This window comes from Cupriavidus necator N-1 (assembly GCF_000219215.1).
GTDB classification, from domain to species: domain Bacteria; phylum Pseudomonadota; class Gammaproteobacteria; order Burkholderiales; family Burkholderiaceae; genus Cupriavidus; species Cupriavidus necator.
On sequence record NC_015726.1, the window covers coordinates 1326601 to 1349898 of the forward strand.

General features: G+C 66.3%; 21 protein-coding genes and 3 pseudogenes. 17 read left to right on the top strand and 7 right to left on the bottom strand.

The genetic code is table 11. The features are described 5' to 3' along the window. Positions 1 to 51: 51 nt before the first annotated feature. The 4 genes from CNE_RS06340 to CNE_RS06355 all read left to right on the top strand — a co-directional run bounded on the left by CNE_RS06340 (position 52) and on the right by CNE_RS06355 (position 5171). Positions 52 to 1950: an MFS transporter gene (locus tag CNE_RS06340; RefSeq protein ID WP_013956300.1), complete on the top strand. Its 1899-nt coding sequence runs from the start codon at positions 52 to 54 to the stop codon at positions 1948 to 1950. Positions 1951 to 1977: 27 nt separating this feature from the next. Then, positions 1978 to 2700, top strand: coding sequence for a glutathione S-transferase C-terminal domain-containing protein (locus tag CNE_RS06345; protein WP_013956301.1), 723 nt, complete (start codon positions 1978 to 1980; stop codon positions 2698 to 2700). 74 nt (positions 2701 to 2774) lie between these two features. Beyond that, positions 2775 to 3884: a chorismate synthase gene (aroC, locus tag CNE_RS06350; RefSeq protein ID WP_041227845.1), complete on the top strand. Its 1110-nt coding sequence runs from the start codon at positions 2775 to 2777 to the stop codon at positions 3882 to 3884. Between the two features lie 12 nt (positions 3885 to 3896). Beyond that, complete coding sequence (locus CNE_RS06355; protein ID WP_013956303.1) at positions 3897 to 5171, top strand: MFS transporter; 1275 nt, start codon at positions 3897 to 3899, stop codon at positions 5169 to 5171. On the opposite strand, the gene CNE_RS06360 is transcribed toward CNE_RS06355, so the two are convergent. Further along, complete coding sequence (locus CNE_RS06360; protein WP_013956304.1) at positions 5093 to 6199, bottom strand: NAD(P)/FAD-dependent oxidoreductase; 1107 nt, start codon at positions 6197 to 6199, stop codon at positions 5093 to 5095. The genes CNE_RS06355 and CNE_RS06360 overlap by 79 nt on opposite strands. A gap of 36 nt (positions 6200 to 6235) precedes the next feature. Next, a complete protein-coding gene (locus CNE_RS06365; RefSeq protein WP_013956305.1) occupies positions 6236 to 6949 on the bottom strand; it encodes a FadR/GntR family transcriptional regulator in 714 nt (237 codons plus the stop codon). Positions 6950 to 7189: 240 nt separating this feature from the next. On the opposite strand from CNE_RS06365, the gene CNE_RS06370 reads away from it, so the two are divergent. Together CNE_RS06370 and CNE_RS06375 are read left to right on the top strand one after the other, a co-directional pair. Then, entirely contained in the window at positions 7190 to 8077 is an 888-nt protein-coding gene (locus CNE_RS06370) for a flagellar brake protein (RefSeq protein ID WP_041227847.1), read from the top strand. An 89-nt stretch (positions 8078 to 8166) separates the two neighbouring features. Then, positions 8167 to 8692, top strand: a pseudogene (locus tag CNE_RS06375) (esterase/lipase family protein); the annotation flags it as partial. 123 nt (positions 8693 to 8815) lie between these two features. Here CNE_RS06375 and CNE_RS06380 read toward each other — a convergent pair. Next, positions 8816 to 9975, bottom strand: a pseudogene (locus CNE_RS06380) (RNA-guided endonuclease InsQ/TnpB family protein). A gap of 54 nt (positions 9976 to 10029) precedes the next feature. Between CNE_RS06380 and tnpA the strand changes: the two are divergent. Then, positions 10030 to 10329: pseudogene (tnpA, locus tag CNE_RS06385) on the top strand (IS200/IS605 family transposase); the annotation flags it as partial. Between the two features lie 70 nt (positions 10330 to 10399). Here tnpA and CNE_RS06390 read toward each other — a convergent pair. Continuing rightward, on the bottom strand, positions 10400 to 11773 hold the full coding sequence (locus CNE_RS06390) for an IS4 family transposase (RefSeq protein ID WP_041227849.1): 1374 nt from the start codon (positions 11771 to 11773) through the stop codon (positions 10400 to 10402). 164 nt (positions 11774 to 11937) lie between these two features. Between CNE_RS06390 and CNE_RS06395 the strand changes: the two genes are divergently transcribed. Both CNE_RS06395 and CNE_RS06400 read left to right on the top strand, forming a co-directional pair. Next, complete coding sequence (locus CNE_RS06395) at positions 11938 to 12471, top strand: hypothetical protein (protein WP_013956310.1); 534 nt, start codon at positions 11938 to 11940, stop codon at positions 12469 to 12471. Continuing rightward, complete coding sequence (locus CNE_RS06400; RefSeq protein ID WP_269148711.1) at positions 12458 to 13507, top strand: lipase secretion chaperone; 1050 nt, start codon at positions 12458 to 12460, stop codon at positions 13505 to 13507. Before CNE_RS06395 ends, CNE_RS06400 begins: the two co-directional genes overlap by 14 nt. Positions 13508 to 13580: 73 nt before the next feature. On the opposite strand, the gene CNE_RS06405 is transcribed toward CNE_RS06400, so the two are convergent. Continuing rightward, positions 13581 to 15269 (bottom strand): electron transfer flavoprotein-ubiquinone oxidoreductase, encoded by a 1689-nt coding sequence (locus CNE_RS06405; protein WP_013956312.1) that lies wholly within the window; start codon positions 15267 to 15269, stop codon positions 13581 to 13583. A 310-nt stretch (positions 15270 to 15579) separates the two neighbouring features. Here CNE_RS06405 and CNE_RS06410 point away from each other — a divergent pair, with 310 nt between their 5' ends. From CNE_RS06410 to CNE_RS06430, 5 genes are all read left to right on the top strand, one after another. Continuing rightward, the gene (locus CNE_RS06410; RefSeq protein WP_013956313.1) at positions 15580 to 16365 is read left to right on the top strand and encodes an SDR family oxidoreductase; all 786 of its coding nucleotides are present in this window, start codon (positions 15580 to 15582) and stop codon (positions 16363 to 16365) included. Between the two features lie 268 nt (positions 16366 to 16633). Beyond that, positions 16634 to 17236, top strand: coding sequence for a TRAP transporter small permease (locus CNE_RS06415; protein ID WP_013956314.1), 603 nt, complete (start codon positions 16634 to 16636; stop codon positions 17234 to 17236). Next, positions 17233 to 18537 carry a TRAP transporter large permease gene (locus CNE_RS06420; protein WP_013956315.1) on the top strand — a complete coding sequence of 435 codons (1305 nt, stop codon included), beginning with the start codon at positions 17233 to 17235 and terminating at the stop codon, positions 18535 to 18537. Before CNE_RS06415 ends, CNE_RS06420 begins: the two co-directional genes overlap by 4 nt. 49 nt (positions 18538 to 18586) lie before the next feature. Continuing rightward, positions 18587 to 19615 carry a DctP family TRAP transporter solute-binding subunit gene (locus CNE_RS06425; protein ID WP_013956316.1) on the top strand — a complete coding sequence of 343 codons (1029 nt, stop codon included), beginning with the start codon at positions 18587 to 18589 and terminating at the stop codon, positions 19613 to 19615. A 52-nt stretch (positions 19616 to 19667) separates the two neighbouring features. Then, positions 19668 to 20069, top strand: a complete 402-nt coding sequence (locus CNE_RS06430; protein WP_013956317.1) for an acyl-CoA thioesterase — start codon at positions 19668 to 19670, stop codon at positions 20067 to 20069. A 15-nt stretch (positions 20070 to 20084) separates the two neighbouring features. Here CNE_RS06430 and CNE_RS06435 read toward each other — a convergent pair whose 3' ends face one another. Then, a complete protein-coding gene (locus CNE_RS06435) occupies positions 20085 to 20630 on the bottom strand; it encodes a PAS and helix-turn-helix domain-containing protein (RefSeq protein WP_013956318.1) in 546 nt (181 codons plus the stop codon). 182 nt (positions 20631 to 20812) lie between these two features. Between CNE_RS06435 and CNE_RS06440 the strand changes: the two genes are divergently transcribed. From CNE_RS06440 to CNE_RS06450, 3 genes are all read left to right on the top strand, one after another. Further along, on the top strand, positions 20813 to 21514 hold the full coding sequence (locus CNE_RS06440; RefSeq protein ID WP_013956319.1) for a CoA transferase subunit A: 702 nt from the start codon (positions 20813 to 20815) through the stop codon (positions 21512 to 21514). A gap of 11 nt (positions 21515 to 21525) precedes the next feature. Continuing rightward, entirely contained in the window at positions 21526 to 22164 is a 639-nt protein-coding gene (locus tag CNE_RS06445) for a CoA transferase subunit B (RefSeq protein WP_013956320.1), read from the top strand. Between the two features lie 226 nt (positions 22165 to 22390). Then, positions 22391 to 22774 (top strand): putative zinc-binding protein, encoded by a 384-nt coding sequence (locus CNE_RS06450; protein ID WP_013956321.1) that lies wholly within the window; start codon positions 22391 to 22393, stop codon positions 22772 to 22774. Between the two features lie 35 nt (positions 22775 to 22809). Here CNE_RS06450 and CNE_RS06455 read toward each other — a convergent pair whose 3' ends face one another. Continuing rightward, entirely contained in the window at positions 22810 to 23292 is a 483-nt protein-coding gene (locus CNE_RS06455) for a DUF411 domain-containing protein (protein ID WP_013956322.1), read from the bottom strand. Positions 23293 to 23298: the final 6 nt, after the last annotated feature.

Consider the following 23298-nt stretch of genomic DNA (forward strand, 5'->3'; position numbering starts at 1 on the left):
CTAGCCGGCGTTCCCATTTCGGCGGCGGTCCCCTGACCGACCGGCCCATCCATGAGCCAACACAGCCAGTTCCGACTGCTCGGCCTGCGCCGCTTCGCCCCGTTCTTCTGGACCCAGTTCCTTGGGGCGATGAACGACAACGTCTTCAAGGTCGCCTTCACCTCGCTGGTGACTTACCACACGGCACTGTTCGAGGGCGTGGACGCGCGCAGCGCGGCCTTTCTGATCTCGGCCATCTTTATCGCGCCGTTCGTGCTGTTTTCGGCCACCAGCGGGCAGATCGCCGACAAGCTGGAGAAGTCGCGCCTGATCCGGCTGGTCAAGTCGCTGGAAATCGCCATCATGGTGCTGGGCCTGGCCGGCTTTGCCTGGCACAGCGCGCCGCTGCTGTACGCCGGCACCTTCCTGATGGGGCTGCATTCCACGCTATTCGGCCCGGTCAAGTTTGCCTACCTGCCGCAGCACCTGGATGAAAGCGAGCTGGTCGGCGGCAACGGGATGGTGGAGATGGGCACCTTTGTCGCGATCCTGATCGGGACGCTGATCGGCGGCGAACTGGCCGGGCTTCAGCAGGGCGGCACGATCGTGGGGCCGATGTACGTGGGCGCGGTGTGCGTGGTGATCGCGGTGGCGGGGCGGCTGGTGTCGGGCCGCATCCCGGTCTCGCCGGCGCCGCAGCCGGACCTGCGCATCAACTGGAACCCGTTCTCCGAGACCTGGCGCAACCTGGTGCTGGCGCGCGGCAACCGCACGGTATTCCTGAGCCTGCTCGGCATTTCGTGGTTGTGGTTCCTGGGCGCCACCTTCCTGACCTCGTTCTTCAGCTATGCCAAGGATGTGCTGGGCGGCGACCAGAACGTGGTGACGCTGCTGCTGGCGGTGTTCTCGCTGGGCATCGGCACCGGTTCACTGCTGTGCGAGCGCTTGTCCGGGCGCCATGTCGAGATCGGCCTGGTGCCGTTCGGCTCGATCGGCATGACAGTGTTCGCAGTCGACCTGTACTTTGCCAGCCAGGGGCAGGCACCCGTGGCGCTGAGCGGCATCGGCGGTTTCCTGGCCGAGCCGCGCCACTGGCGCGTGCTGGTGGACCTGTTCTTGCTGGCCATGTTCGGCGGGTTCTACAGCGTGCCGCTGTACGCGCTGATCCAGAGCCGCAGCGCACCCACGCACCGCGCCCGCATCATCGCCGCCAACAACATTCTGAACAGCTTCTTCATGATTGCCGCTTCGCTGCTGGGCGTGGCGATGACGCGGGCGGGCTACAGCATCCCGCAGCTGTTCCTGGTGGTGGGGCTGCTCAATGCGGTGGTGGCGGTCTACATCTACTCGCTGGTGCCGGAATTCCTGCTGCGCTTTATCGCGTGGATCCTGGTCCATACCCTCTACCGGCTGCGCCGCGTCAACGCCGAGCGCATTCCCGCCGACGGCCCGGCCGTGCTGGTCTGCAACCACGTCAGCTTTGCCGACGCAGTGGTGCTGATGGCCTGCAGCCCGCGCCCGGTGCGCTTCCTGATGGACCACAACATCTTCAGGGTGCCGCTGCTGTCGTGGTTCTTCCGCCAGGCCCGGGCGATCCCGATCGCGCCGGCGCACGAGAATCCGGACATGCTCAAGCGTGCCTATGACAGCGTGGCGCAGGCGCTGGACGAGGGGGATCTGGTCTGCATCTTCCCCGAAGGCAAGATCACCGCCACCGGCGAGATCAACCCGTTCAAGCAGGGCGTGCAGCAGATCATCCGGCGCACGCCGGTGCCGGTGGTGCCGATGGCGCTGCGCGGGCTGTGGGGCAGCTTCTTCTCGCGCAAGGGGGCACCGGCGATGTCGCGGCCGTTCCGGCGCGGCATCCTGAACCGGCTGGAGCTGGTGGTGGGCGAGCCCGTGCCGCCCGAGGCCGCCACCCCGGAGGGGCTGCAGCAGATGGTGCAGGCCCTGCGCGGCGACTGGCGCTAAATCCGTTGTGCGGAACCCGAATCCACAATGATCACGCTCTATACCTTTGGCCCCGCCTTCGGGCTGCCCGACGCCAGCCCCTTCGTCACCAAGGCCGAGATGCTGCTCAAGCTGGCCGGCCTGCCTTACCAGGCGCGCCGCGGCAGCCTGCGGCGCGCGCCCAAGGGCAAGCTGCCCTACCTGGACGACATGGGCCGGATCGTGGCGGATTCCACCATGATCCGCTGGCATATCGAGAAGACCTACCACATCGACTTCGACGCCGGCCTGAGCGCGGCCGAGCGCGGCATCGCCTGGGCCGCCGAGAAGCTGATGGAAGACCACCTGTACTGGGCGGTGGCGCGGGTGCGCTGGCTGGACCAGGCCAACTTCGACAAGGGGCCGGCCCAGTTCTTCCGCGGCGTGCCGGCGCCGGTGCGCGGCCTGGCCGAGCGGCTGGTGCGCTACAAGGTGCGCAAGACGCTGTGGGGGCAGGGGCTGGGCCGGCACAGCGAAGAAGACCTGGTGGCGCTGGCCAGCAAGGGCGTGACCTCGATTGCCGACATCCTGGGCGACAAGCCCTACCTGATGGGCAACGCGCCATGCGGGGCCGACGCCACGCTGTTTGCCTTTGCCGGCAGCCTGCTGTGCCCCGTATTCGACACTCCGATCCGCACCGCGGCCGAGGGGCATGCCAACCTGGTGGCCTATATGGAGCGGATGCGCGCCGAGTTCTACCCCGAACTGGTGCTGGCAAGCGCCGCCGCCTGAGCCTGTCGGGCCGCCCGAGGCCCGCCATTGGCCTTACAATGGAAACCTTCCCCAATTCCTGTGCGGTTTCCATCATGTCCGGCAACACCCTTGGCCTGCTTTTCACTGTTACCACCTTCGGCGAATCGCACGGGCCCGCCATCGGCGCGGTGGTGGACGGCTGCCCGCCGGGCATGGCGCTGACCGAGGCCGACATCCAGGGCGACCTGGACCGCCGCCGGCCCGGCACCTCGCGCCACGTCACGCAGCGCCAGGAAGCCGATCAGGTCGAGATCCTGTCCGGCGTGTTCGAGGGCAAGACCACTGGCACCCCGATCTGCCTGCTGATCCGCAATACCGACCAGCGCAGCAAGGACTACGGCAATATCGTCGAGACCTTCCGCCCGGGCCATGCCGACTACACCTACTGGCAGAAGTACGGCATCCGCGACCATCGCGGCGGCGGCCGCTCGTCGGCGCGCCTGACCGCGCCGGTGGTGGCGGCCGGGGCGGTGGCCAAGAAGTGGCTGCGCGAAAAGTACGGCACCGAGATCCGGGGCTACATGTCGCAGCTGGGCGAAATCGCCGTGCCGTTCACGGACTGGTCGCATGTGCCGCAGAACCCGTTCTTCGCGGCCAATGCCGACGTCATCCCTGAACTGGAAACCTATATGGACGCGCTGCGCCGCGACGGCGACTCCGTCGGCGCACGCATCGAGGTGGTGGCCAGCAACGTGCCGGTGGGCCTGGGCGAGCCGCTGTTCGACAGGCTCGACGCCGACATTGCCCACGCCATGATGGGCATCAACGCGGTCAAGGGCGTGGAGATCGGCGCCGGCTTCGACAGCGTGGCCCAGCGCGGCAGCGTCCATGGCGACGAGCTGACCGCCGAGGGCTTCCGCACCAACAATTCCGGCGGCGTGCTGGGCGGTATCTCCACCGGCCAGGACGTCACGGTGTCGCTGGCGATCAAGCCGACGTCTTCCATCCGCACCCCGCGCGAATCGATCGACAAGGCCGGCAATGCCGCCACCGTCGAGACCTTCGGCCGCCACGACCCGTGCGTGGGCATCCGCGCCACGCCGATCGCCGAGGCCATGCTGGCGCTGGTGCTGATCGACCACGCCCTGCGCCACCGCGCCCAGTGCGGCGACGTCAAGGTCGATACGCCGCGCATTCCCGCGCAGGCCGGCCAGACGCCTTGATCTGACCTCGCGTTGGCCACGCCTTTCGCGGGCGGCGGCGCCACCGGCGCCGGCCGCCCCGACTACGCCCGTTTCGGGCTCTTCTACCTTGGCTACTACGGCTACGTCGGCCTGATTTCGCCGTACGTCAGCCTGTATTTCGCCGACCGCGGCTTCAACCCGGTGCAGATCGGCGTGCTGATGGCGAGCTTCCAGGTCAGCCGCATCGTCGGGCCCTACCTGTGGGGCTGGCTGTCCGACGTGATGCACACGCGCGTGCGCATCCTGCGCGTGAGCGCGTTCACCTCGTTGTTGGCTTTCCTGATGCTGCCGGGTGTCGGCAGCTACGGCGGCATGATGGCGATGATGCTGACGCTGAGCCTGTTGACCAGCGCGATGTCGCCGCTGGGCGATGCCCTGACCATCTCCACGCTGCGCCGCTACGGCGCCTTCGACCATAGCTACGGCCGCATCCGCATGTTCGGCTCGGTCGGTTTTATCGGCGCGGTACTGGCCGGCGGGGCCTTGTTCGAAGCGGTCGGCATGCGCGCCTTCCCGTGGGTGGCCAGCACGCTGCTGGCGATCCTGGCCGGGGTGGTGCTGACCATGCGCGACGCCGCCGCCGACGGTACGCACACTGCGCCGCCGCGCGCCTTGCCGCTGCTGCGCCGCCCGGACGTGGCCTGGTTCCTGGCGTCAGCCTTCCTGATGATGTTCGCGCACGCCGCGCTCTATGTGTTTTATTCGCTGTGGCTGGCACAGCTGGGCTACAGCAAGTTCGCCATTGGCGTGATGTGGACCATCGGCGTGGTCGCCGAGATCGTTTTCTTCTACTACCAGGGCCTGCTGTTCGCGCGCTATTCGCTGCGCACCATCCTGGCCGGCACCTTTGTGCTGGCGGCGCTGCGCTTCGGCCTGACCGGCTACTTTGCCCAGTTTGCCTGGCTCATGGCGCTGGTGCAGGTGCTGCACGCGGCCACCTTTGCCGCGCACCACAGCGCCAGCCTGAAGCGGTTGCAGGCCTGGTTTGCCGGGCCGCTGCAGGGGCGCGGGCAGGCGCTGTACACGGGCATTTCCTACGGCGTCGGCGGCACGCTGGGCGGGCTGGCGATGGGCTGGACCTGGAACGCGCTGGCGCCCGAGCATACGTTCGGGCTGGCCGCCATTGCCGCGGCGGCCGGCGCGCTCTGTGCGGTGATGAGCTTTCGCGCGGAAGGCGATGGCGCCGCTCAGGCCAGCGCTGCGCAGACCCGCTCGGCGATCGCCAGCGACGAGGTCAGCCCCGGCGACTCGATGCCGAACAGGTGAACCAGCCCCGGCACGCCGTGCACGGCGGGGCCGTCGATGCGGAAGTCTGCCGCCGCCTCATGCGGGCCGCTGATCTTGGGGCGGATGCCGGCATAGCCGGGTTGCAGCGCGCCGTCGGCCAGTCCGGGCCAGTAGCGCCGCACCTCGTCATAGAAGCCGTCGGCGTCGGCTGGGTCCACGCCGTATTCGATCTCGTCGATCCAGCGCACATTGGGGCCGAAGCGCGCCTGCCCGCCCAGGTCGATGGTCAGGTGCACGCCCAGCCCAGCCGCCTCGGGCACCGGGTAGATCAGCCGTGAGAACGGCGCGCGTCCGGCCAGCGTGAAATAGCAGCCCTTGGCGTAGTACTGCGGCGGGATATGGGCCTCGGGCATGCCGTCGATGCGGCGCGCCAGTTCCGGCGCGGTCAGCCCGGCCGAGTTCACCACCGTGCGCGCCAGCAGCGTGGTGACGCTGCCATCCTCGTTGCCGATCTCCAGCCGGATGCCGTCCGGCGTCACCGCGCCGCCCAGCACCGGCGACTGCACCGCCAGCATCGCGCCGGCGTTTTCCGCGTCGCCCAGCAGTGCGGTCATCAGGCCATGGCTGTCGACAATCCCGGTCGACGGTGACAGCAGCGCGGCATGGCACTGCAGTTGCGGCTCAAGCGCCTGCGCCTCGGCGCGGCTGACGAGGCGCAGGTCGTCCACGCCGTTGGCCGCCGCCTTGGCGCGGATGCCTTCGAGCGTGGCCACCTGGGCCGCGCTGGTGGCCACGATCAGCTTGCCGCAGCGCTGGTGCGCCACGTGGTGGCTGGCGCAGTAGTTGTACAGCATGGCCTTGCCGCGCACGCACAGCTGCGCCTTGAGCGAGCCGGCCGGGTAGTAGATGCCGGCGTGGATGACCTCGCTGTTGCGCGCGCTGGTGATGGTGCCGAAGGCGTTCTCGGCTTCCAGGATGATTACTTCGCGGCCCTGCAGCGCGAGTGCGCGCGCCACCGCCAGTCCCACCACGCCGGCGCCGATGACGACGCAATCCACTGTTTCCATGGTTGTTCCTCGCTTCAATGTCTGTGTGTTCGGGACTCAGGCCGTCAGGTCGAGGCGCGCGGCGGCGGCCGCAAGGTGCTGTTGCGCGGCGTTGCGGGCGGCCGCGGCGTCGCCGGCGGCAATGGCTTCGGCCAGCGCCGCATGTTCCTGGTCGGCGGCGCGCGGCGCGCCGGTCGTCACGCTCAGCCGCGAGGTGTTCTCCCAGGCGCGCTGGCGCGCGGCCAGCATCTGCTGGCTGACGAAATCGGTCAGGCCGGTAAAGCAGGGGTTGTGCGCGGCTTCCGCAATGGCATGGTGGAAGGCCATGTCGGCCGCCGCCGCGCTGGCCATGTCGCCCTGGCCGTCGGCCTGTGCCTGCATCGCCGCCAGTGCGCCGCGGATGGCATCGATATCGGCATCCGTGCGCCGCTGCGCGGCCATTTCGGCGCAGGCGGTTTCCACCACCCGGCGCAGTTCGAACAGCTGCGCCAGCGTCGGGCCGCCGTCGGGCGCGCTGGCCACGCGCCAGGCCTGGCCGCCCGGCGTCTCCGACACATAAGCGCCCGAGCCCTTGCGCGTCACCAGCACGCCATCGGCCTTCAACTGGGCGATGGCCTCGCGCACGATCGGCCGGCTCACGCCGAAGGTGTCGGCCAGGCTGGCCTCGGCCGGCAGGCGCGCGCCCGCGCCATAGCGGCCGGCGAGGATATCGTCGTGCAGGGTCTGGGCGATACGGCTGGCGAGGGAGGCCGGGCGAGGCAGGATGGTCATGGTTTGATATGTCAGGCTGTCAGACAGCTTTTGCGGATTTTCGGCCTAACTTTGCGGCGCGTCAAGGTTTCCGTAGGGAGCGAATGCTACACATGCGGCCTTAGTCAATCGCCGAGGGCTTAATTTCGCCGCGCCGGCGCCGATAGAAACCTGATACAGGTGGCGGATCCTGCGCGTCAGCTCCGCCCAGGGCTTGCCATGCCCCGTGGCGTCCAATGCCGGGGCCTACTGCGAACAGCCATGATCCAGCTCACACCTAACGATCTTCCCGTCGGATACCCGCTGCCCTGGTCATTGCTCGATGGCGAGGGCAACCTGGTGCTCGGCAGCGGCAGTGTCATTCCCGATGAACGCGACCTGGCGCTGGTGTTCCACCATGGCGTGGTCTGCCGCGAAGATGGTCACGACGATGCCGATGACGAACTGCGTCCGACCACCGGGCCGCTTGGCCTGCAGGTCGGCACGCTGCTGCATGTCAAGCATGAGGGCGAGGCCGCGCGCCCGGCCGCCAGCCGCCTGATCGGTTTTATCGAGCAGGGCCTGTTTGTCACCTGGCCGCAGCTCGGCGGGCGCGACCTGCCGCTGCAGGCGGGCGATTCCGTGCTGCTGCGCGGCTTCTCCGGACAGGCCATCCACAGCTTCACCTCGACCATCACCGCCGTGTGCCGCAGCCCGTTTCGCTACCTGGTGCTGTCGGCGCCGGTGCAGAAGCACGCAACGCCGGTACGCAAGGCCGCGCGCGTGCCTACCCGGCTGGCGGCCTACCTGACCGAGCCCGGCGATGACGACGGCATCGACACCGGCACGGCGCGGCTGGCGCTGCTGTCCGACCTCAGCACCGGTGGCGCGCTGGTGCAGACCACCGCGCCTGCGCCGGCGCCGGGCAGCCGCGTACGGCTGCGCTTCAAGATGCGCACGGCGTCGCTGGACAGCGAGGTCACCATCGACGGCTGGGTCCGCCTCGCGCCCCCCGGCGCGGCCAGCGACGATGCCGACTTCCCGGCCTTCGGCGTGGCCTTCGACGTGCTGGCCGAGCGCGAGCTGACGCTGCTGCAGTGCTACATTTACGAACAGCTGCTTTCCAGCACCCGCATGCCCTTGCAGCCCGCGGCTGTATTGGCCGTTTAGAAGGAATCCGCTAATGTTTTGATTGTCTCCTCGCGTCGGCCCGTCTTTACTGCTTCCAACATAAAAAGACCCACCACCGAGGAGACAAGATGGAGCACTGCGGACACCACGCGTGCGGACAACGCACGCCCGCGCTACGCGAGCAGAAGGCCGGCAAGGCCTGGCACAGGCTGGCAGGCACAGCCGCGCTGGCCGTGGCGGCCATGCTGGCGCAGCCAGCACCCGCGCTGGCCGCGAGCGGCGACTATGCGAAGACGCGCTACCCGATCGTGCTGGTCCACGGATTGACCGGCGCGGCCAAGATGGGTGGTGCTCGACTACTGGTATGGCATCCCCGAGGTGCTGCGGGCCAACGGCGCGCAAGTCTATGTGGCCACGGTGCCGTCGTTCAACAGCGATGAAGAGCGCGCGCTGGCGCTGCAGGCCTATGTGCACGCGGTCAAGCTGGAAAGCGGCGCCGACAAGGTCAACCTGATCGGCCACAGCCAGGGCGGGCCGACCTCGCGCATGCTGGCGGCGATGTCGCCGCAGGACGTGGCCTCGGTCACCACCATCGGCAGCCCGCATCGCGGCAGCGAAGTGGCCGACACCGTGCTGGACCTGATCAATGGCTTGACATCCTCCTCGTCCTCAGCCTTCGGCTGCCGCCTTACGGCGGAAAGGACGAGGATTCCTACGGCGCTACGTGATGCTCTACGTAGTCACTTCGGTGGGTTCCTGCTTCGTAGAGCGGCTTGACTACGCCGACTCTCCACAGGCTGCAACGCGGTGCCCCCGCGCCAAAATGTTGATCGCGCCGACCACGTCGGCGTGATTCGCATAGCCGCATGCCACACAGGCGAAGCTCGCCTGGCTCTGCCGGTTTCGGCAGATACATGCCCGCAGCAAGGGCACGTGCGACTGGTGTGCTGTGGCGGCACAGCTATTAGCCAGCCGCCATTCCACGCTAGCTTGTATTCCAGTTGACGCCCGAACTCGTACCAACCCTGATCGAGGATGGCCTTGTTCAGGCCGGACTTGGCCCTGACGTTCTTGCCCGGTTGCCCGCTTGAACCGGCCGCTGACTTGGACATGTTCCGTACCTTCAGGTCCTCGATACACACCATCGCTTGATTTTCGCTGATCGTGGTCGTGGCTTTGTGCAGGTAGTCGAGGCGGGCGTTACCGATGCGTGCGTGGATACGCTGGATTCGGGCCTTGGACTTCTTCCAGTTGTTGCTGAATTTCGTCTTGCGGCTCATCGCCCGCTGCGCACGGCGCAGTCTGGCTTCGTGCTTCCTAAAGCTGTTGAGCGGCGCGAGGAAAGTGCCATCGCTCATGGTGGCAAAGCGAGCGATGCCCATGTCGATGCCGATGGCGCTGGTGGCTTTCGGCACAGGTCGCTCGACCTTCCGCTCAGTCTGGATCGAAACAAACCACTTGCCGCCCGACAGGCTGACGCAGGCATTGCGTACCTCACCGAGTACGTCGCGGCTGTTCCTGTATCGCAGCCAGCCCAGCTTGGGCAAATAGATACGCGAGTTGGTCTGATCAAGCTTGATTTGCTTCTGGTCGGGATAGCGGAAACTGTCGCCCAGACCCTTCTTCTTGAAACGCGGGAAGTCGGCCCGTTTTGCGAAGAAATTTGTGTAGGCCCGCTCCAAGTCCTTGAGCGTCTGTTGAAGAGGATGGACTGGTGCATCGGCCAGCCATGCTGTTTCCGTGCTGTTGCGCCACTCCGTGAGTTGCTTACACAGACCGGCATAGCTGAGCTTCTTTTCGCCTTGATCGTAACGCTGTTTCTGCAACGCCAGCGCCTTGTTATAGACGAACCGGCACGATCCGGCATAACGGCGCATGTTGCGCTGCTGCTCGCCGTTCGGCATCAATTCGTATTTGAATGCTTGAAGACGCTGCATGGCCCAATCATACTCTTGGCCTACGAGCGACGACAATGACATTCGGCAGAGGACCTGCGCGACATATTTACCGGCGTTTGCGCAGATTTCGAAGCTGAACTGGTGGAGTTCGATGGGGAGGACGATCACGTTCACCTTCTTGTGAACTACCCGCCAAAGGTCGCGGTGTCCGCACTGGTAAACAGCTTGAAAGGGGTATCCAGCCGTATGATCCGAAAGAAGAACTACCCGAGCATCAGCAAGAAGCTATGGGGCGGTGCACTGTGGTCGCCGTCTTACTTCGCAGGGAGCTGCGGCGGTGCGCCCATCGAGATCATCCGCCAATACATTGAGCAACAACAGACGCCGCATTAGCCGCCGAAAGGACGCCGACGGCGTCCGCGCTATCCTTCCCCGGCCTAAAGGCCTGAGCTTTACCCACATCCTATGGACCTGAACTGAAGATGCGGAACATTTCGGTAATCTCGTGGAGGACGAAGAAGCCTCGCCAGATAACCGTGGCGCCGGGCGGAGGATCACTGCGGCGATTCAGGTAGCCACCCAGCGTGGCGATCCACAGTACTGCCTGATTCAGCGATGGCACTTTGTCCGGTGGCCGGGTGGTTCGGTGTACGCGGCAATACAGAGCCTGCCATTCGATGGGCTGAAGGACTACCTCGCAGGGCAACTCGCCATCAAGGCGAGCCAGTAGAGTCGTGTACAGAATGCGCCAGGCGATTACGGCAAACAGGGAGGTGGCCCGCACGAAGCGTTCCAGTGTACCGAATTGGCGGGCCTCGATACGGCAGCCACTCTTGAGCACACGGTGCCAGGTCTCGATGGTCCAGCGCCGCGCATACCACTGAAGCCGTTCAAGAGCCTGCTCAGGCGAGTGCGTGGGCACCGAACTGAGTAGCATCCATTCGAGCGGCTCGATACCGGCGGGCGGTTCGTCCTCGATGACATGCACAGCGAAGACATTCTGCTCGGGCAAGCCAGCCCGCGTCTGAGGTGGTTGCAGGCGAACGGGCGCGTATCGCAGCGTCAGGCGGGCCGTGCGTAGGGTGCGTGCACCTCTGGCCGGAATCAGCAACTCGGTGTAACCTGCCGCAGGGGTGTCCAATACCGCTTGCCAGAGATAGCGCTGGGGATGGCGGGCACAGCGATTCCATGCTGCGCGCACCAGCCAGTCCACTCCGTCTGGTCGCTCGGCAGCAAACAGTTCATACACATCGCTTTCGCGATCTCCGATCCCTACCAGTTGGGTCTGTGCACAGCGCGACTTCAGCGCAGACAGATGGGCAAGACCCTCGATCCACTTAGCGCTTTCTTTCTCGTGGACGGGTCGGGACTTGCGCTGCGCCGCACTACCTTTGGTTGCTTCAGCGCGTGTCCACGTCTTCATGCCCAGCACCCCAAGCGGCAGCCCCTCTGGACTGACTGCCAGCAGGCTGTGCATCAGGAAACCACGCTCATTGCCACCGGTACAGCGACCTAAGCCCTCTGTGGCGTGCAGGTGCGTCAGATTGAATTCGGTCGTATCCTGTATTGCCAGCACCACTGGCAACTGTTCCATGCGGTGCAACGTCTGTGCAATATGCGGCGCCAGCACGCCGTTGGTATCGACCTGATCGTTATCGAAGAAGCGGTAGGCCGCCTTCAGTTCAGCTGGTGACAGGGCCTGGGGGAGCGAAGTGTGTGGACTGATGGCCAGCTGCCGGGCCAGCGCGACCAGTCGCTGCGACAGGCGAGCATCGCCGAGACTCGCCTCTGCGAATTCTTCGCTAGCCCAGTCTGCCGTGTCGTCTCTGATCGCCAATCCGCTGCAACAACATAAATAGGATGGGCGAAAGTTAACACCGCTCAATCCAGTTTACAACCGGATTTGTGGGTAATCCTCAGGCCTAAAGGCCGAGGCTTGCCGCGCACCTGGTCAACAGTATTCCAATCGCCGGGCCGATACTCGTCGGCATCATCCAGGGCGTGCTCGATACGGTGGGCTGGTTCAACGGCATCGGCAACGGGCAGGCGCTGGATCAGGATGCGCTGGCCTCGCTCAAGATCCTGACCACGCGCGGCGCCGCCGAGCAGAATGCGCGCCTCAATGCCACGCTGGTGCCCGGCACGAAATCGGCACTGGGGCCGGATTGCAATACCGCTGGCGCGGTGTCCGAGCAACGGCAGGCGCGCGATGCCGCGGGCAACCTTGTCACCCATACCCAGGCCGCGTATTCCTGGACTGGTCAGGGCGGGCCGTTCAGCCTGCTGCGCTCCAACCTGCTGGACCCGACCACGGTGATGATGTCGACCTCGGCCGGGCTGATGGACCTGAAGGGCGCCGGCCCCAATGACGGGCTGGTCTCGGTCTGCAGCAGCAAGTGGGGCCGGGTGCTGGCCACTGGCTACTACTGGAACCACCTCGACGAGGTGAACCAGATGGCCGGCCTGTACCAGGACGTCGATCCGCGCACAGTCATCCTCAGCCACGCCAACCGGCTGCGCAATGACCAGCTCTGAGCGCTCGCCGCGGCTCTGGCTGGCCTTGCTGCCGGCCGGCGCAGCGGCAGCAGCGGTGTACTGGCTGACGATGGCGTCCGGCCCGGCTGCCGTGCCGCAGCGCACGGCGGCGATCACCACTGCTGCGAGTCCTTCGACAACATCGGCTGACGCCGGACCCGCCGGCGTGGCTGCGTTGCCATCGCTTTCCGGCGTCGACGTGCCCGCAGGCCTCGAACTCGACGCGCAGGGCAAGCTGCGGCTGACGCGCGCGCTGCGCACCTACTTCGACTACTTCCTCAGCACCCGCCACGACGCCGGCGGCGCCGACGCGCTGGACCGGCTGGTGTACGACGATATCCGCCGCCGCGTGCCGCAGCCAGCGGCAGGGCAGGCGTGGCAGCTGTGGCAGCGCTATGTAGCCTATCTTGCCGAGATTCAACCGCAGGCCACCCGCAAGCCGCGGGCGGATTCGAACGGCACGCTGGATGCGGCGCAGGTGCAGCAGCTGCGCGCGCTGCAGGCTGAGCGCAACGGTGCGCGGCAGCGCCTGCTGCCGGAGGTGGCGGCAATCTGGTTCGGCGACGAGCAGGCGTATGACGATGCCATGCTGGCGCGGCTCGACATCGCGGCGCAATCCGGCCTGGATGACGCGCAGCGGCAGCAGCGGCTGGCCGAACTCGAAGCCATGCTGCGCGAGCCATTGCGCGCGGCACGGGAGGCCAGCGCGCGTCCGCAGGCGATCAGCGACACCATCGCCGGCATGCAGGCCGCCGGCCGCAGTGCGCAGGACATCGGTGCGGCGTTGGCGCAGGCCTACGGTCCCGAGGTGGCGCAGCGCTACCAGCAGCAGGCGCAAGCCGGGCAGGCCTGGCAGCAGCGCTACGACGACTACGCCGCGCGCCGCGCGCAGATCGAGGCCTTCCCGGGGTTGTCGGAGCAGGACCGCCGGCAGCAACTGGATGCGCTGCGCAGCCAGACCTTCGGCAATCCCAGCGAAGCGCTGCAGGCCGAGGTGGTCGACAAGGCGATGGCCGCGCGGCGGCAGGCACGATAGCCGCGCTGCATCGCCCAAAGAAAAACGGCACCGGGTTCCCGGTGCCGTTTTTACAGCCGCTGGCTCGGCAGGTTTACATCCCGACGTAGTTCGGACCGCCGCCGCCTTCCGGCGTCACCCAGACGATGTTCTGGGTCGGATCCTTGATGTCGCAGGTCTTGCAGTGCACGCAGTTCTGCGCGTTGATCTGCAGACGCTCCTTGCCCGACGTCTCGTCCTGCACGAACTCATACACACCGGCTGGGCAGTAGCGCGACTCGGGGCCGGCGTACTTGTCCCAGTTGATGTTGACCGGCACGCTGGCGTCCTTGAGCGTCAGGTGCGCCGGCTGGTTCTCTTCGTGGTTGGTGTTGCTGATGAACACCGAGCTGAGGCGGTCGAAGGTCAGCTTGCCGTCCGGCTTCGGGTACTCGATCTTCTGGCACTCGGCCGCGGGCTTCAGGTACACATGATCCGGCTTCACGCGGTGGATGGTCCACGGCGGGTTGCGGATGCCCAGCTTGGGCAGCAGCCATTGCTCGATGCCGGTCATCAGCGTGGCGGTGGTGCGGCCCTTCTTGAACCACTGCTTGAAGTTCTTGGCCTGCAGCAGTTCCTTGTGCAGCCAGCTCTGCTCAAACGCAGCCGGGTAGGCGGCCAGTTCGTCGTGCTGGCGGCCGGCCTGCAGCGCGTCATAGGCGGCCTCGGCGGCCATCATGCCGGTCTTGATGGCGGCGTGGCTGCCCTTGATGCGCGAGGCATTCAGGTAGCCGGCATCGCAGCCGACCAGCGCGCCGCCCGGGAACACGGTCTTGGGCAGCGACAGCAGGCCGCCGGCGGTGATGGCACGCGCGCCGTAGGAGAGGCGCTTGCCGCCTTCAAAGTACTGGCGGATTTCCGGATGCGTCTTGAAGCGCTGGAATTCCTCGAACGGCGACAGCCACGGGTTGGTGTAGTCCAGGCCGACCACAAAGCCGACCGCGACCTTGTTGTCTTCCATGTGGTACAGGAACGAGCCGCCGTAGGTGGCCGGGTCCAGCGGCCAGCCGGCGGTGTGCACCACCAGGCCAGGCTTGTGCTTGGCGGGATCGATCTCCCACAGTTCCTTCAGGCCGATGCCGTAGCTCTGCGGATCCTTGCCGGTGTCGAGCTTGAATTTCTCGATCAGCTGCTTGCCCAGGTGGCCGCGCGCGCCTTCGGCGAAGATGGTGTACTTGGCATGCAGCTCCATGCCCAGCTGGAAGTTCTCGGTGGGCTCGCCTTCCTTGTTGATGCCCATATTGCCGGTGGCCACGCCCTTGACCGAGCCGTCTTCGTTGAAGAGCACTTCGGCGGCGGGGAAGCCCGGGAAGATCTCCACGCCCAGCGCTTCGGCCTGCTGGCCCAGCCAGCGCACGAAGTTCGACAGGCTTATGATGTAGTTGCCTTCGTTGTGGAAGCACTCGGGCAGCAGCGCGGGCGGCGTGCCCTTGGAGCCGGACTCGTTCAGGAACAGGAACTTGTCTTCGGTGACCGCCTGGTTCAGCGGCGCACCCAGTTCCTTCCAGTTCGGGATCAGCTCATTGAGGGCGCGCGGATCCATGATGGCGCCCGACAGGATGTGGGCGCCGGGCTCGGAGCCCTTTTCCAGTACGCACACGTTGACGTCGGCGCCTTTCTCCTGCGCGAGTTGCTTCAGGCGGATGGCGGTGGCCAGGCCGGCGGGGCCGCCGCCGACGATGACCACATCGTATTCCATGGCTTCGCGCGGGCCGAACTGCTCCACGAGCTGTTGCTGATCCATTGTCTCTAACCCTCTATTTCTTTGCTGCTTGCTTGCAATTGTGGGAAATGCGGTGATCGTTTTGCCGAGAACCGGGCCAGCGCGCGGACGGGAGCCGCGGGTGGGTGAGTTGGCAGCGATTTGGAGTCCAAAGACGCCCGGATCGCGCGTTTTCCCTCTTTCCCTTTACTGGCCAAGTTCTTAGAATCTCCGGCATTGTCCGGGACTCGCCACCCACAGGCAAGGATTTTTTTGGAACGGTCGTTCTTTTTTTGATATGCTGCCTTCTGCTCCCGCATAGGCCGGAGGAGCTCCCGCACAAGAGGTAATCATGGGTTTGTCGATCAATCTGGAAGGCAAGGTCGCGCTGGTCACCGGCGCTTCAAGCGGGCTGGGCTCGCGTTTCGCCACGGTGCTGGCCGCCGCCGGCGCCAAGGTGGTGCTGGCCTCGCGCCGCACCGAACGGCTCAAGGAACTGCGCGCGGCGATCGAGGCCGAGGGCGGCAGCGCCCATGTGGTGCGCCTGGACGTCACCGACCCGGACAGCATCCGCGCCGCGGTGGCGCACGCGGAGACCGAGGCCGGTTCCATCGACATCCTGGTCAACAACTCCGGCGTGTCGACCACGCAGAAGCTGACCGATGTGACCGCCGATGACTTCGATTTCGTCTTCGACACCAATACCCGCGGTGCCTTCTTCGTCGCCCAGGAAGTGGCCAAGCGCATGATTGCGCGCGCCAAGGGCGCCGAGCGCAACGGCAGCCCGCTGCCGCAGGCGCGCATCGTCAATATCGCCTCGGTGGCCGGGCTCAAGGTGCTGTCGCAGATCGGCGTCTATTGCATGAGCAAGGCGGCCGTGGTGCACATGACCAGGGCCATGGCGCTGGAATGGGCGCGCCACGGCATCAATACCAATGCCATCTGCCCGGGCTATATCGACACCGATATCAACCACCACCACTGGGACTCGGACGCGGGGCAGAAGCTGATCCAGATGCTGCCGCGCAAGCGCCTGGGCAAGCCAGAGGATCTCGACGGCCTGTTGCTGCTGCTGGCATCCGATCAGTCGCAATTCATCAACGGGGCTGTCATTACCGCCGACGACGGCATGGTCTGACCGCCTGACCGCTGACCGGGGGGCGCAAGGCCCCCTGCATCCCGGCTGCGCGCCAAAAGTGCCGCGGGATGGCCAGATTGCACGCCCAGGGCTTATCCGGTCCCCTTGGGTGCGCCGTCGTCAGCACACACCAATCATCAGAAAATTCGTGCGTGATGGGCCAGTCTTGGCATAATCCGCCATGTCTGCAGATTAAGTCTTTACATACAAGTAAAAAAACGCCGCGGTGGCTGCATGGCCCGAGCGGCCCGGACCGGAGGCCGGGGAGATGGAGCAACAAGAAGAGGCACGGCGCAACGCCGTGCCGCAACACGTCGTCGATTCCGCGGTGATCCCGCAGGCTGCCGACGAAGCGCAGGACGCTGAATTCCGGGTTTCGCCCCGCATCGAGGACTGGATTGGCGTGATCGTGATGGTGCTGCTGGTCGGCATCACCTTCGCCAACGTGGTGGTCCGCTATTTCACCGACGAGTCGTTTGCCTGGACCGAGGAGTTCTCGGTCTTCCTGATGATCGTGCTGGCGCTGGTCGCCGGCAGCGCCGCGGTGGCGCGCGACCGCAATATCCGCATCGAATTCTTCTTCGAGCGCGGCAGCGCGGCCCGGCAGCGGCGCCTGGCGATCCTGTCGGCGCTGGCCGTGGCGGTGATGTTCATCGCGCTGGCAGTGCTGGGGGCGCGCATCACCTGGGACGAATACACCTTCGGCGAGACCTCGCCGGGCATTGGCGTGCCAAGCTGGTGGTACTCGATCTGGCTGCCGGTGCTGTCGGCCGGCATCGCGCTGCGCGCGCTGGGGCTGGTGCTGCGCAACGTGCGCGCGCTCAAGGCGCTGCATGCAGCCAGGACAGGCACGATGGAGCAGGCGCCATGACTCTCGTTGCCATCATCCTGTTCGTGGTCTTTATCGGCCTGATGCTGCTGGGCGTGCCCATCGGCGTGTCGCTGGGGCTGGGCGGCCTGGTTGCCATCGGCCTGTCCAATCTCGACACCCAGATGTTCGGCCTGCTGGCCGTGCCGCAGAACTTCTATGCGGGGCTGGCCAAGTATCCGCTGCTGGCGATCCCGATGTTCGTGCTGGTGGGGTCGATCTTCGACCGCTCCGGCGTGGCGCAGCGGCTGGTGACCTTTGCCATCGCCATCGTCGGCCGCGGCCCCGGCATGCTGCCGCTGGTGGCGATCCTGGTGGCAATGTTCCTGGGCGGCATCTCCGGTTCCGGTCCGGCCAACGCGGCCGCGGTGGGCGGAGTGATGATCGCGGCGATGTCGCGCGCCGGCTATCCCGGCTCGTACAGCGCGGCGGTGGTTGGCGCTGCCGCCGCGACCGACATCCTGATCCCGCCGTCGGTGGCGTTCATCATCTACAGCGTGCTGGTGCCCGGCGCGTCGGTACCGGCGCTGTTCGCGGCCGGCATGATTCCGGGCATCCTGGCCGGCGTTGCGCTGATCGTTCCGGCGGTGTGGCTGGCGCGCAAGCACAATATGGGCGCGATCGAGGCCGGGTTGCCGCGCCCGCCGTTCTGGAAGAGCCTGCGCGAGGCCGCCTGGGGTCTGGTGGCGCCCTTCCTGATCCTGGGCGGTATGCGCGCTGGCTGGTTCACGCCGACCGAGGCCGCCGTGGTGGCCGTAGTCTACGGTCTCTTTGTCGGCATGGTGGTGTACCGCAGCATCGGCATGCGCGACCTGTTCACCATCTTCCAGGAGGCGGCCGAGACCTCGGCGGTGATCCTGCTGGTGGTGGCGCTGGCCGGCATCTTTGCCTATGCGCTGTCGACGCTGGGCGTGATCGACCCGCTGGCGCATGCCATCGCCACCTCCGGGCTGGGCGAGTACGGCGTGCTGGCGCTGATCGTGCTGCTGCTGATGACGGTAGGCATGTTCCTGGACGGCATCTCGATCTTCCTGATCTTCGTGCCGCTGCTGCTGCCGATCGCCAATGCCTTCCACTGGAACCCGGTATGGTTCGGCGTGGTGCTGACGCTGAAGGTGGCGCTGGGCCAGTTCACGCCGCCGCTGGCCGTGAACCTGATGGTGTCGTGCCGGATTGCCCGCGTGCGCATGGAAGAGACCGTGCCCTGGGTGATCTGGATGCTGCTGGCGATGTTTATCGCCATGCTGATGGTGCTGGCCTATCCGCCGCTGGCGACCTGGCTGCCTGAGTACCTCGGCTACTGATGTTCCGCATTCACAAACAAGAATTGACGCTTTCCCGAGAGGAGATGAGATGAAACGTCGTGCCCTGATGCTCGCAACGGCTGCCGCCATTGCCGCTTCCGCCTTCGCCCCCGCCGGCGCAATGGCCCAGACCTACAAGTCCGAGTACAAGATGTCGCTGGTGCTCGGCCCGGCCTTCCCGTGGGGCAAGGGCGGCGAGATCTGGGCCGACCTGGTCAAGCAGCGCACCAACGGCCGCATCAATATCAAGCTGTACCCGGGCACCTCGCTGGTGGCCGGCGACCAGACCCGCGAATTCTCGGCGATCCGCCAGGGCGTGATCGACATGGCGGTGGGCTCGACCATCAACTGGTCGCCGCAGGTCAGGGAACTGAACCTGTTCTCGCTGCCGTTCCTGATGCCCGACTACAAGGCGCTGGACGCGCTCACGCAGGGCGAAGTCGGCAAGTCGCTCTTCACCACGCTGGAAAAGGCTGGCGTGGTGCCGCTGGCCTGGGGCGAGAACGGCTTCCGCGAAGTGTCCAACTCCAAGCGCGAAATCCGCAAGCCGGAAGACCTCAAGGGCATGAAGCTGCGCGTGGTCGGTTCGCCGCTGTACATCGAGACCTTCAACGCGCTGGGCGCCAACCCGACCCAGATGAGCTGGGCCGACGCGCAGCCGGCGATGGCCTCGGGCGCGGTCGACGGGCAGGAGAACCCGCAGTCGGTGTTCGCCGCCGCCAAGCTGTACACGGTGGGCCAGAAGTTCGTCACCACCTGGGGCTACGTGGCTGACCCGCTGATCTTCGTGGTCAACAAGCAGATCTGGGAAAGCTGGACCCCGGCCGACCGCGAGATCGTCAGGCAGGCCGCCATCGACGCCGGCAAGCAGGAAATCGCGCTGGCCCGCAAGGGCCTGGTGGAGCCGGGCGCGCCGGCCTGGAAGGACATGGAGGCGCACGGCGTCAGGGTCACGCACCTGACGCCGGCCGAGCACGACAGCTTCCGCAAGGCCACCGCCAAGGTCTACGACAAGTGGAAGAAGCAGATCGGCGCCGACCTGGTGACCAAGGCCGAAGGCGCGATCGCCAAGCGCTAAGCCACGCAGAGGGTCCGCCAGACTCGGCGGGCCTGTTCCTTTGGAGACTGTGATGAAGCACGTCTATACGGTGGTCATGCCGATCCGCTGGGGCGACATGGATGCCATGGGCCATGTCAACAACACCGTCTATTTCCAGTACCTGGAGCAGGCGCGCATCGAGTGGTTCGCGTCGCTGGGCCGCGGCGGCAAGGACGCGAACGGGCAGGGCCCGGTCATCATCAATGCGCATATGACCTTCCTGAAGCAGCTGCGCTATCCGGGCGACATCGAGTGCCGCGTCTACGCCGGCCAGCTCGGCCGCACCAGCTTCGAGACCCGCATGGAAATCCGCCGCACCGACCTGCCCGACGTGGTCTGGGCCGAGGGCGGGGCCAAGGTGGTGTGGTGCGATTACACGCAGGAGAAATCGGTGCCGGTGCCGGCCGAGATCCGAGCGATCATCGAGGGCTGACGCCCGCCACGGGGCTCAGTGGTTGACCAGCCGCTGCACCAGGTCCACCGAGGTACTGGCCCCGTACTTCTTCATCAGCCGCGCCCGGTAGATGTCCACCGTGCGCGGGCTGATCGCCAGCAACTTGCCGATCTGCTTGCTGGTTTTCCCCTCCACCAGCTGAGCCGCGATCTCGCGTTCGCGCGCGGTCAGCTCGGCCGTGACCTGGCGCTTCTGCGACAGGTCCTCGAAGGTCCAGATCCCGGCGCCCAGCGGTTGCGTGCGGTCCAGCGCGCGCCCGGTGACATGGCACCAGAACAGTTCCCCGCCTGCGCGCTTCATGATGCGCTCGTCCGAGTACATGCCGCGCTTGCCCATGATCGGCGCGATGCGCGCGCCGGTGCGCTCGAATTCGTCGGGGGTGGGGTAAAGCACCAGGAAGGACTGGCCCAGCAGCGCCTCGCGCGTGGTGCCGAAAATGCGGCAGACCTCCTCGTTGCAGTCCTCGATCACGCGTTCGCGTGACAGCACCAGGCCCACGGGGGCGAGCTGGAAGGCGGTCTGGTAATCGATTGCGGGCATCTGCTTATGTATTTTTACGTAATGGCGTAGCCGGCTGCGCTTGCGTATGCTGTCGGTCGGACGAGTTGCGGCGACTGTCGCCCGCCTGTTGCCGATTGTACCGTTACAATTTCCCTGCGTCGCCCGCCGCACAATCCGGTGGCGGGAAGAGCGACAGGGAACTACCGAGGAAGGAGCGAAACATGAACAAGGTCTACGCCAGCGCCGCAGAAGCGCTTGCAGGCGTCGTCCGCGACGGCCAGACGATCGCCGTTGGCGGTTTCGGCCTGTGCGGCATCCCCGAGGCGCTGATTGCCGCGCTGCGCGACAGCGGTGCCAAGCAGCTGACCTGCATCTCCAACAACGCCGGCGTCGATGGCTTCGGCCTGGGCCTGCTGCTGGCCACGCGCCAGATCAGGAAGATGATCTCGTCCTACGTGGGCGAGAACAAGGAGTTCGAGCGCCAGTACCTGGCGGGCGAACTGGAGCTGGAATTCACGCCGCAAGGCACGCTGGCCGAGAAGCTGCGCGCCGGCGGCTCCGGCATCCCGGCCTTCTTCACCAAGACCGGTGTCGGCACCATCGTCGCCGAAGGCAAGGAAATCCGCGAATTCGACGGCGAGCAGTACGTGATGGAGCGTTCGCTGACCGCCGACGTCGCGCTGGTCAAGGCATACAAGGCCGACAAGGCCGGCAACCTGGTGTTCCGCCGCACTGCGCGCAACTTCAACCCGATGTGCGCGATGGCGGGCAAGGTCACCATCGCCGAGGTCGAGCATATCGTCGAGACCGGCGAGCTGGACCCGGATGAAATCCACCTGGCCGGCATCTTCGTGAAGCGCCTGGTGCTGAACACCACCCCCGAGAAACGCATCGAGCAGCGCACCGTGCGCGCGGCCAGCTGAGGAGACCCATCATGGCATGGACACGTGACGAAATGGCCGCGCGCGCCGCGACCGAGTTGCAGGACGGTTTCTACGTCAACCTGGGCATCGGCCTGCCGACGCTGGTGGCCAACTGGGTGCCGGAAGGCATGGAAGTGTGGCTGCAGTCCGAGAACGGCCTGCTGGGCATCGGCCCGTTCCCGACCGAGGACGAAGTCGACGCCGACATGATCAACGCCGGCAAGCAGACCGTGACGACGCTGCCAGGCTCGTCGATCTTTTCTTCGGCGGATTCGTTCGGGATGATCCGCGGCGGCCACATCAACTTGGCGATCCTGGGTGCGATGCAGGTCAGTGAGAAGGGCGACCTGGCCAACTGGATGATCCCGGGCAAGATGGTCAAGGGCATGGGCGGCGCGATGGACCTGGTGGCCGGCGTCGGCCGCGTGGTGGTGCTGATGGAACACACCGCGAAGAAGAAGGACGGCACCGAGGACATCAAGATCCTAAAGGACTGCAACCTGCCGCTGACGGGCGTTGGGGTGGTCAACCGCATCATCACCGACCTGGGCGTGATCGACGTGACCGAGGCCGGCCTGAAGCTGGTGGAAACCGCTCCGGGCGTCAGCCGCGAGGAAATCCAGGCCAAGACGGGCGCGCCGCTGCTGTAAGCGGGCTGAGCTCCGAAGCCTGACAGGGCCCCTGCAGTGCGATGCGCCGCAGGGGCTTTTTTGTCAGGTCGCTCCGCCTTGGAACTCACCGGCCGGGCTACGCCAGCCGGCTGCACTCCCTAGCTCTTCCGGCGAATAGCCCGGCAGCATCGCTGCGCACTATGCTGGCTGCTCTCCGGCAAGGCGCAGACCCTGGCCGCGGTCGAACCCTCACGGAAGGTGCGTCATGCCGGCTTCCCCGAACCAATCCTTGCCACTGGTCTACGCCTGCTCCGGTTGCTCCAGCGTGGCGCAACTGGCCAATGCCTGCGCGGTGCGGCTCGACCGCAGCGGCCGTGCGGAAATGTCCTGCATCAGCGGCGTGGGTGGCGGCGTGCCGGCGCTGACGCGGGTGGCGCGCTCGGGGCGGCCGATCCTGGCGCTGGACGGCTGCCCGTTGGCCTGTGTCAAGGCCTGCCTGGCCAGCGCGGGCGTGGCGGCGGACCGGCACCTGGTGCTGAACCGGCTCGGCGCGACCAAGCGGCAGCACGGCGCATGCACCGAGGCCGAGGAACAAGCGATCTGGGGAGCGGTAGAGGCGGCACTGACGAGCCTGGCCGCCGCAGGCTGAAGCCGGGCGCGCCGTGGCACGCCCGGTGCGGCAGGTCAGCCGGCCTGCTTGTTGTAACTTGCGAACACCGAAGCGGCGCCGTCCGCTTTTACAATCAGCACGTCGAACGGGTCCTTGCGCGGGCCCTGTTCCATGCCGGGCGAGCCGACCGGCATGCCCGGCACGGCCAGCCCGACGGCCCTGGGTTTTGTGGCCAGCAGCTTGCGGATATCCGCCGCCGGCACATGGCCCTCGATGGCGTAGCCGCCGATATGCCCGGTGTGGCAGGAGCCAAAGCGTTCCGGCATGCCGAAGCGCTTGCGGTACACGCCGGTGTCCTCGACGTCATGCACCGTCACGGTGAAGCCGTTGCTGCGCAGGTGCTTGACCCAATCCTCGCAGCAGCCGCACAGCGGGCTCTTGTAGACGTCGATGGCAAGCGGCCTGGCGGCTTGCGCCAGCGCGCCGGCCACCGGTGCCAGCGCTCCGGCCGAGACCACGCCCAGCGCCAGCGCGCGCAGGAAACTGCGTCGTTGCATCGCTTG

Coding starts and splice junctions, on each gene's coding strand:
- CNE_RS06445 (WP_013956320.1), top strand. CDS start 21,526: ATGGCATGGACACGTGACGAAATGGCCGCGCGCGCCGCGACCGAGTTG.
- CNE_RS06400 (WP_269148711.1), top strand. CDS start 12,458: ATGACCAGCTCTGAGCGCTCGCCGCGGCTCTGGCTGGCCTTGCTGCCG.
- CNE_RS06345 (WP_013956301.1), top strand. CDS start 1,978: ATGATCACGCTCTATACCTTTGGCCCCGCCTTCGGGCTGCCCGACGCC.
- CNE_RS06415 (WP_013956314.1), top strand. CDS start 16,634: ATGGAGCAACAAGAAGAGGCACGGCGCAACGCCGTGCCGCAACACGTC.
- CNE_RS06405 (WP_013956312.1), bottom strand. CDS start 15,269: ATGGATCAGCAACAGCTCGTGGAGCAGTTCGGCCCGCGCGAAGCCATG.
- CNE_RS06370 (WP_041227847.1), top strand. CDS start 7,190: ATGATCCAGCTCACACCTAACGATCTTCCCGTCGGATACCCGCTGCCC.
- CNE_RS06440 (WP_013956319.1), top strand. CDS start 20,813: ATGAACAAGGTCTACGCCAGCGCCGCAGAAGCGCTTGCAGGCGTCGTC.
- CNE_RS06455 (WP_013956322.1), bottom strand. CDS start 23,292: ATGCAACGACGCAGTTTCCTGCGCGCGCTGGCGCTGGGCGTGGTCTCG.
- CNE_RS06425 (WP_013956316.1), top strand. CDS start 18,587: ATGAAACGTCGTGCCCTGATGCTCGCAACGGCTGCCGCCATTGCCGCT.
- CNE_RS06450 (WP_013956321.1), top strand. CDS start 22,391: ATGCCGGCTTCCCCGAACCAATCCTTGCCACTGGTCTACGCCTGCTCC.
- CNE_RS06430 (WP_013956317.1), top strand. CDS start 19,668: ATGAAGCACGTCTATACGGTGGTCATGCCGATCCGCTGGGGCGACATG.
- CNE_RS06365 (WP_013956305.1), bottom strand. CDS start 6,949: ATGACCATCCTGCCTCGCCCGGCCTCCCTCGCCAGCCGTATCGCCCAG.
- CNE_RS06360 (WP_013956304.1), bottom strand. CDS start 6,199: ATGGAAACAGTGGATTGCGTCGTCATCGGCGCCGGCGTGGTGGGACTG.
- CNE_RS06340 (WP_013956300.1), top strand. CDS start 52: ATGAGCCAACACAGCCAGTTCCGACTGCTCGGCCTGCGCCGCTTCGCC.
- CNE_RS06410 (WP_013956313.1), top strand. CDS start 15,580: ATGGGTTTGTCGATCAATCTGGAAGGCAAGGTCGCGCTGGTCACCGGC.
- CNE_RS06420 (WP_013956315.1), top strand. CDS start 17,233: ATGACTCTCGTTGCCATCATCCTGTTCGTGGTCTTTATCGGCCTGATG.
- aroC (WP_041227845.1), top strand. CDS start 2,775: ATGTCCGGCAACACCCTTGGCCTGCTTTTCACTGTTACCACCTTCGGC.
- CNE_RS06435 (WP_013956318.1), bottom strand. CDS start 20,630: ATGCCCGCAATCGATTACCAGACCGCCTTCCAGCTCGCCCCCGTGGGC.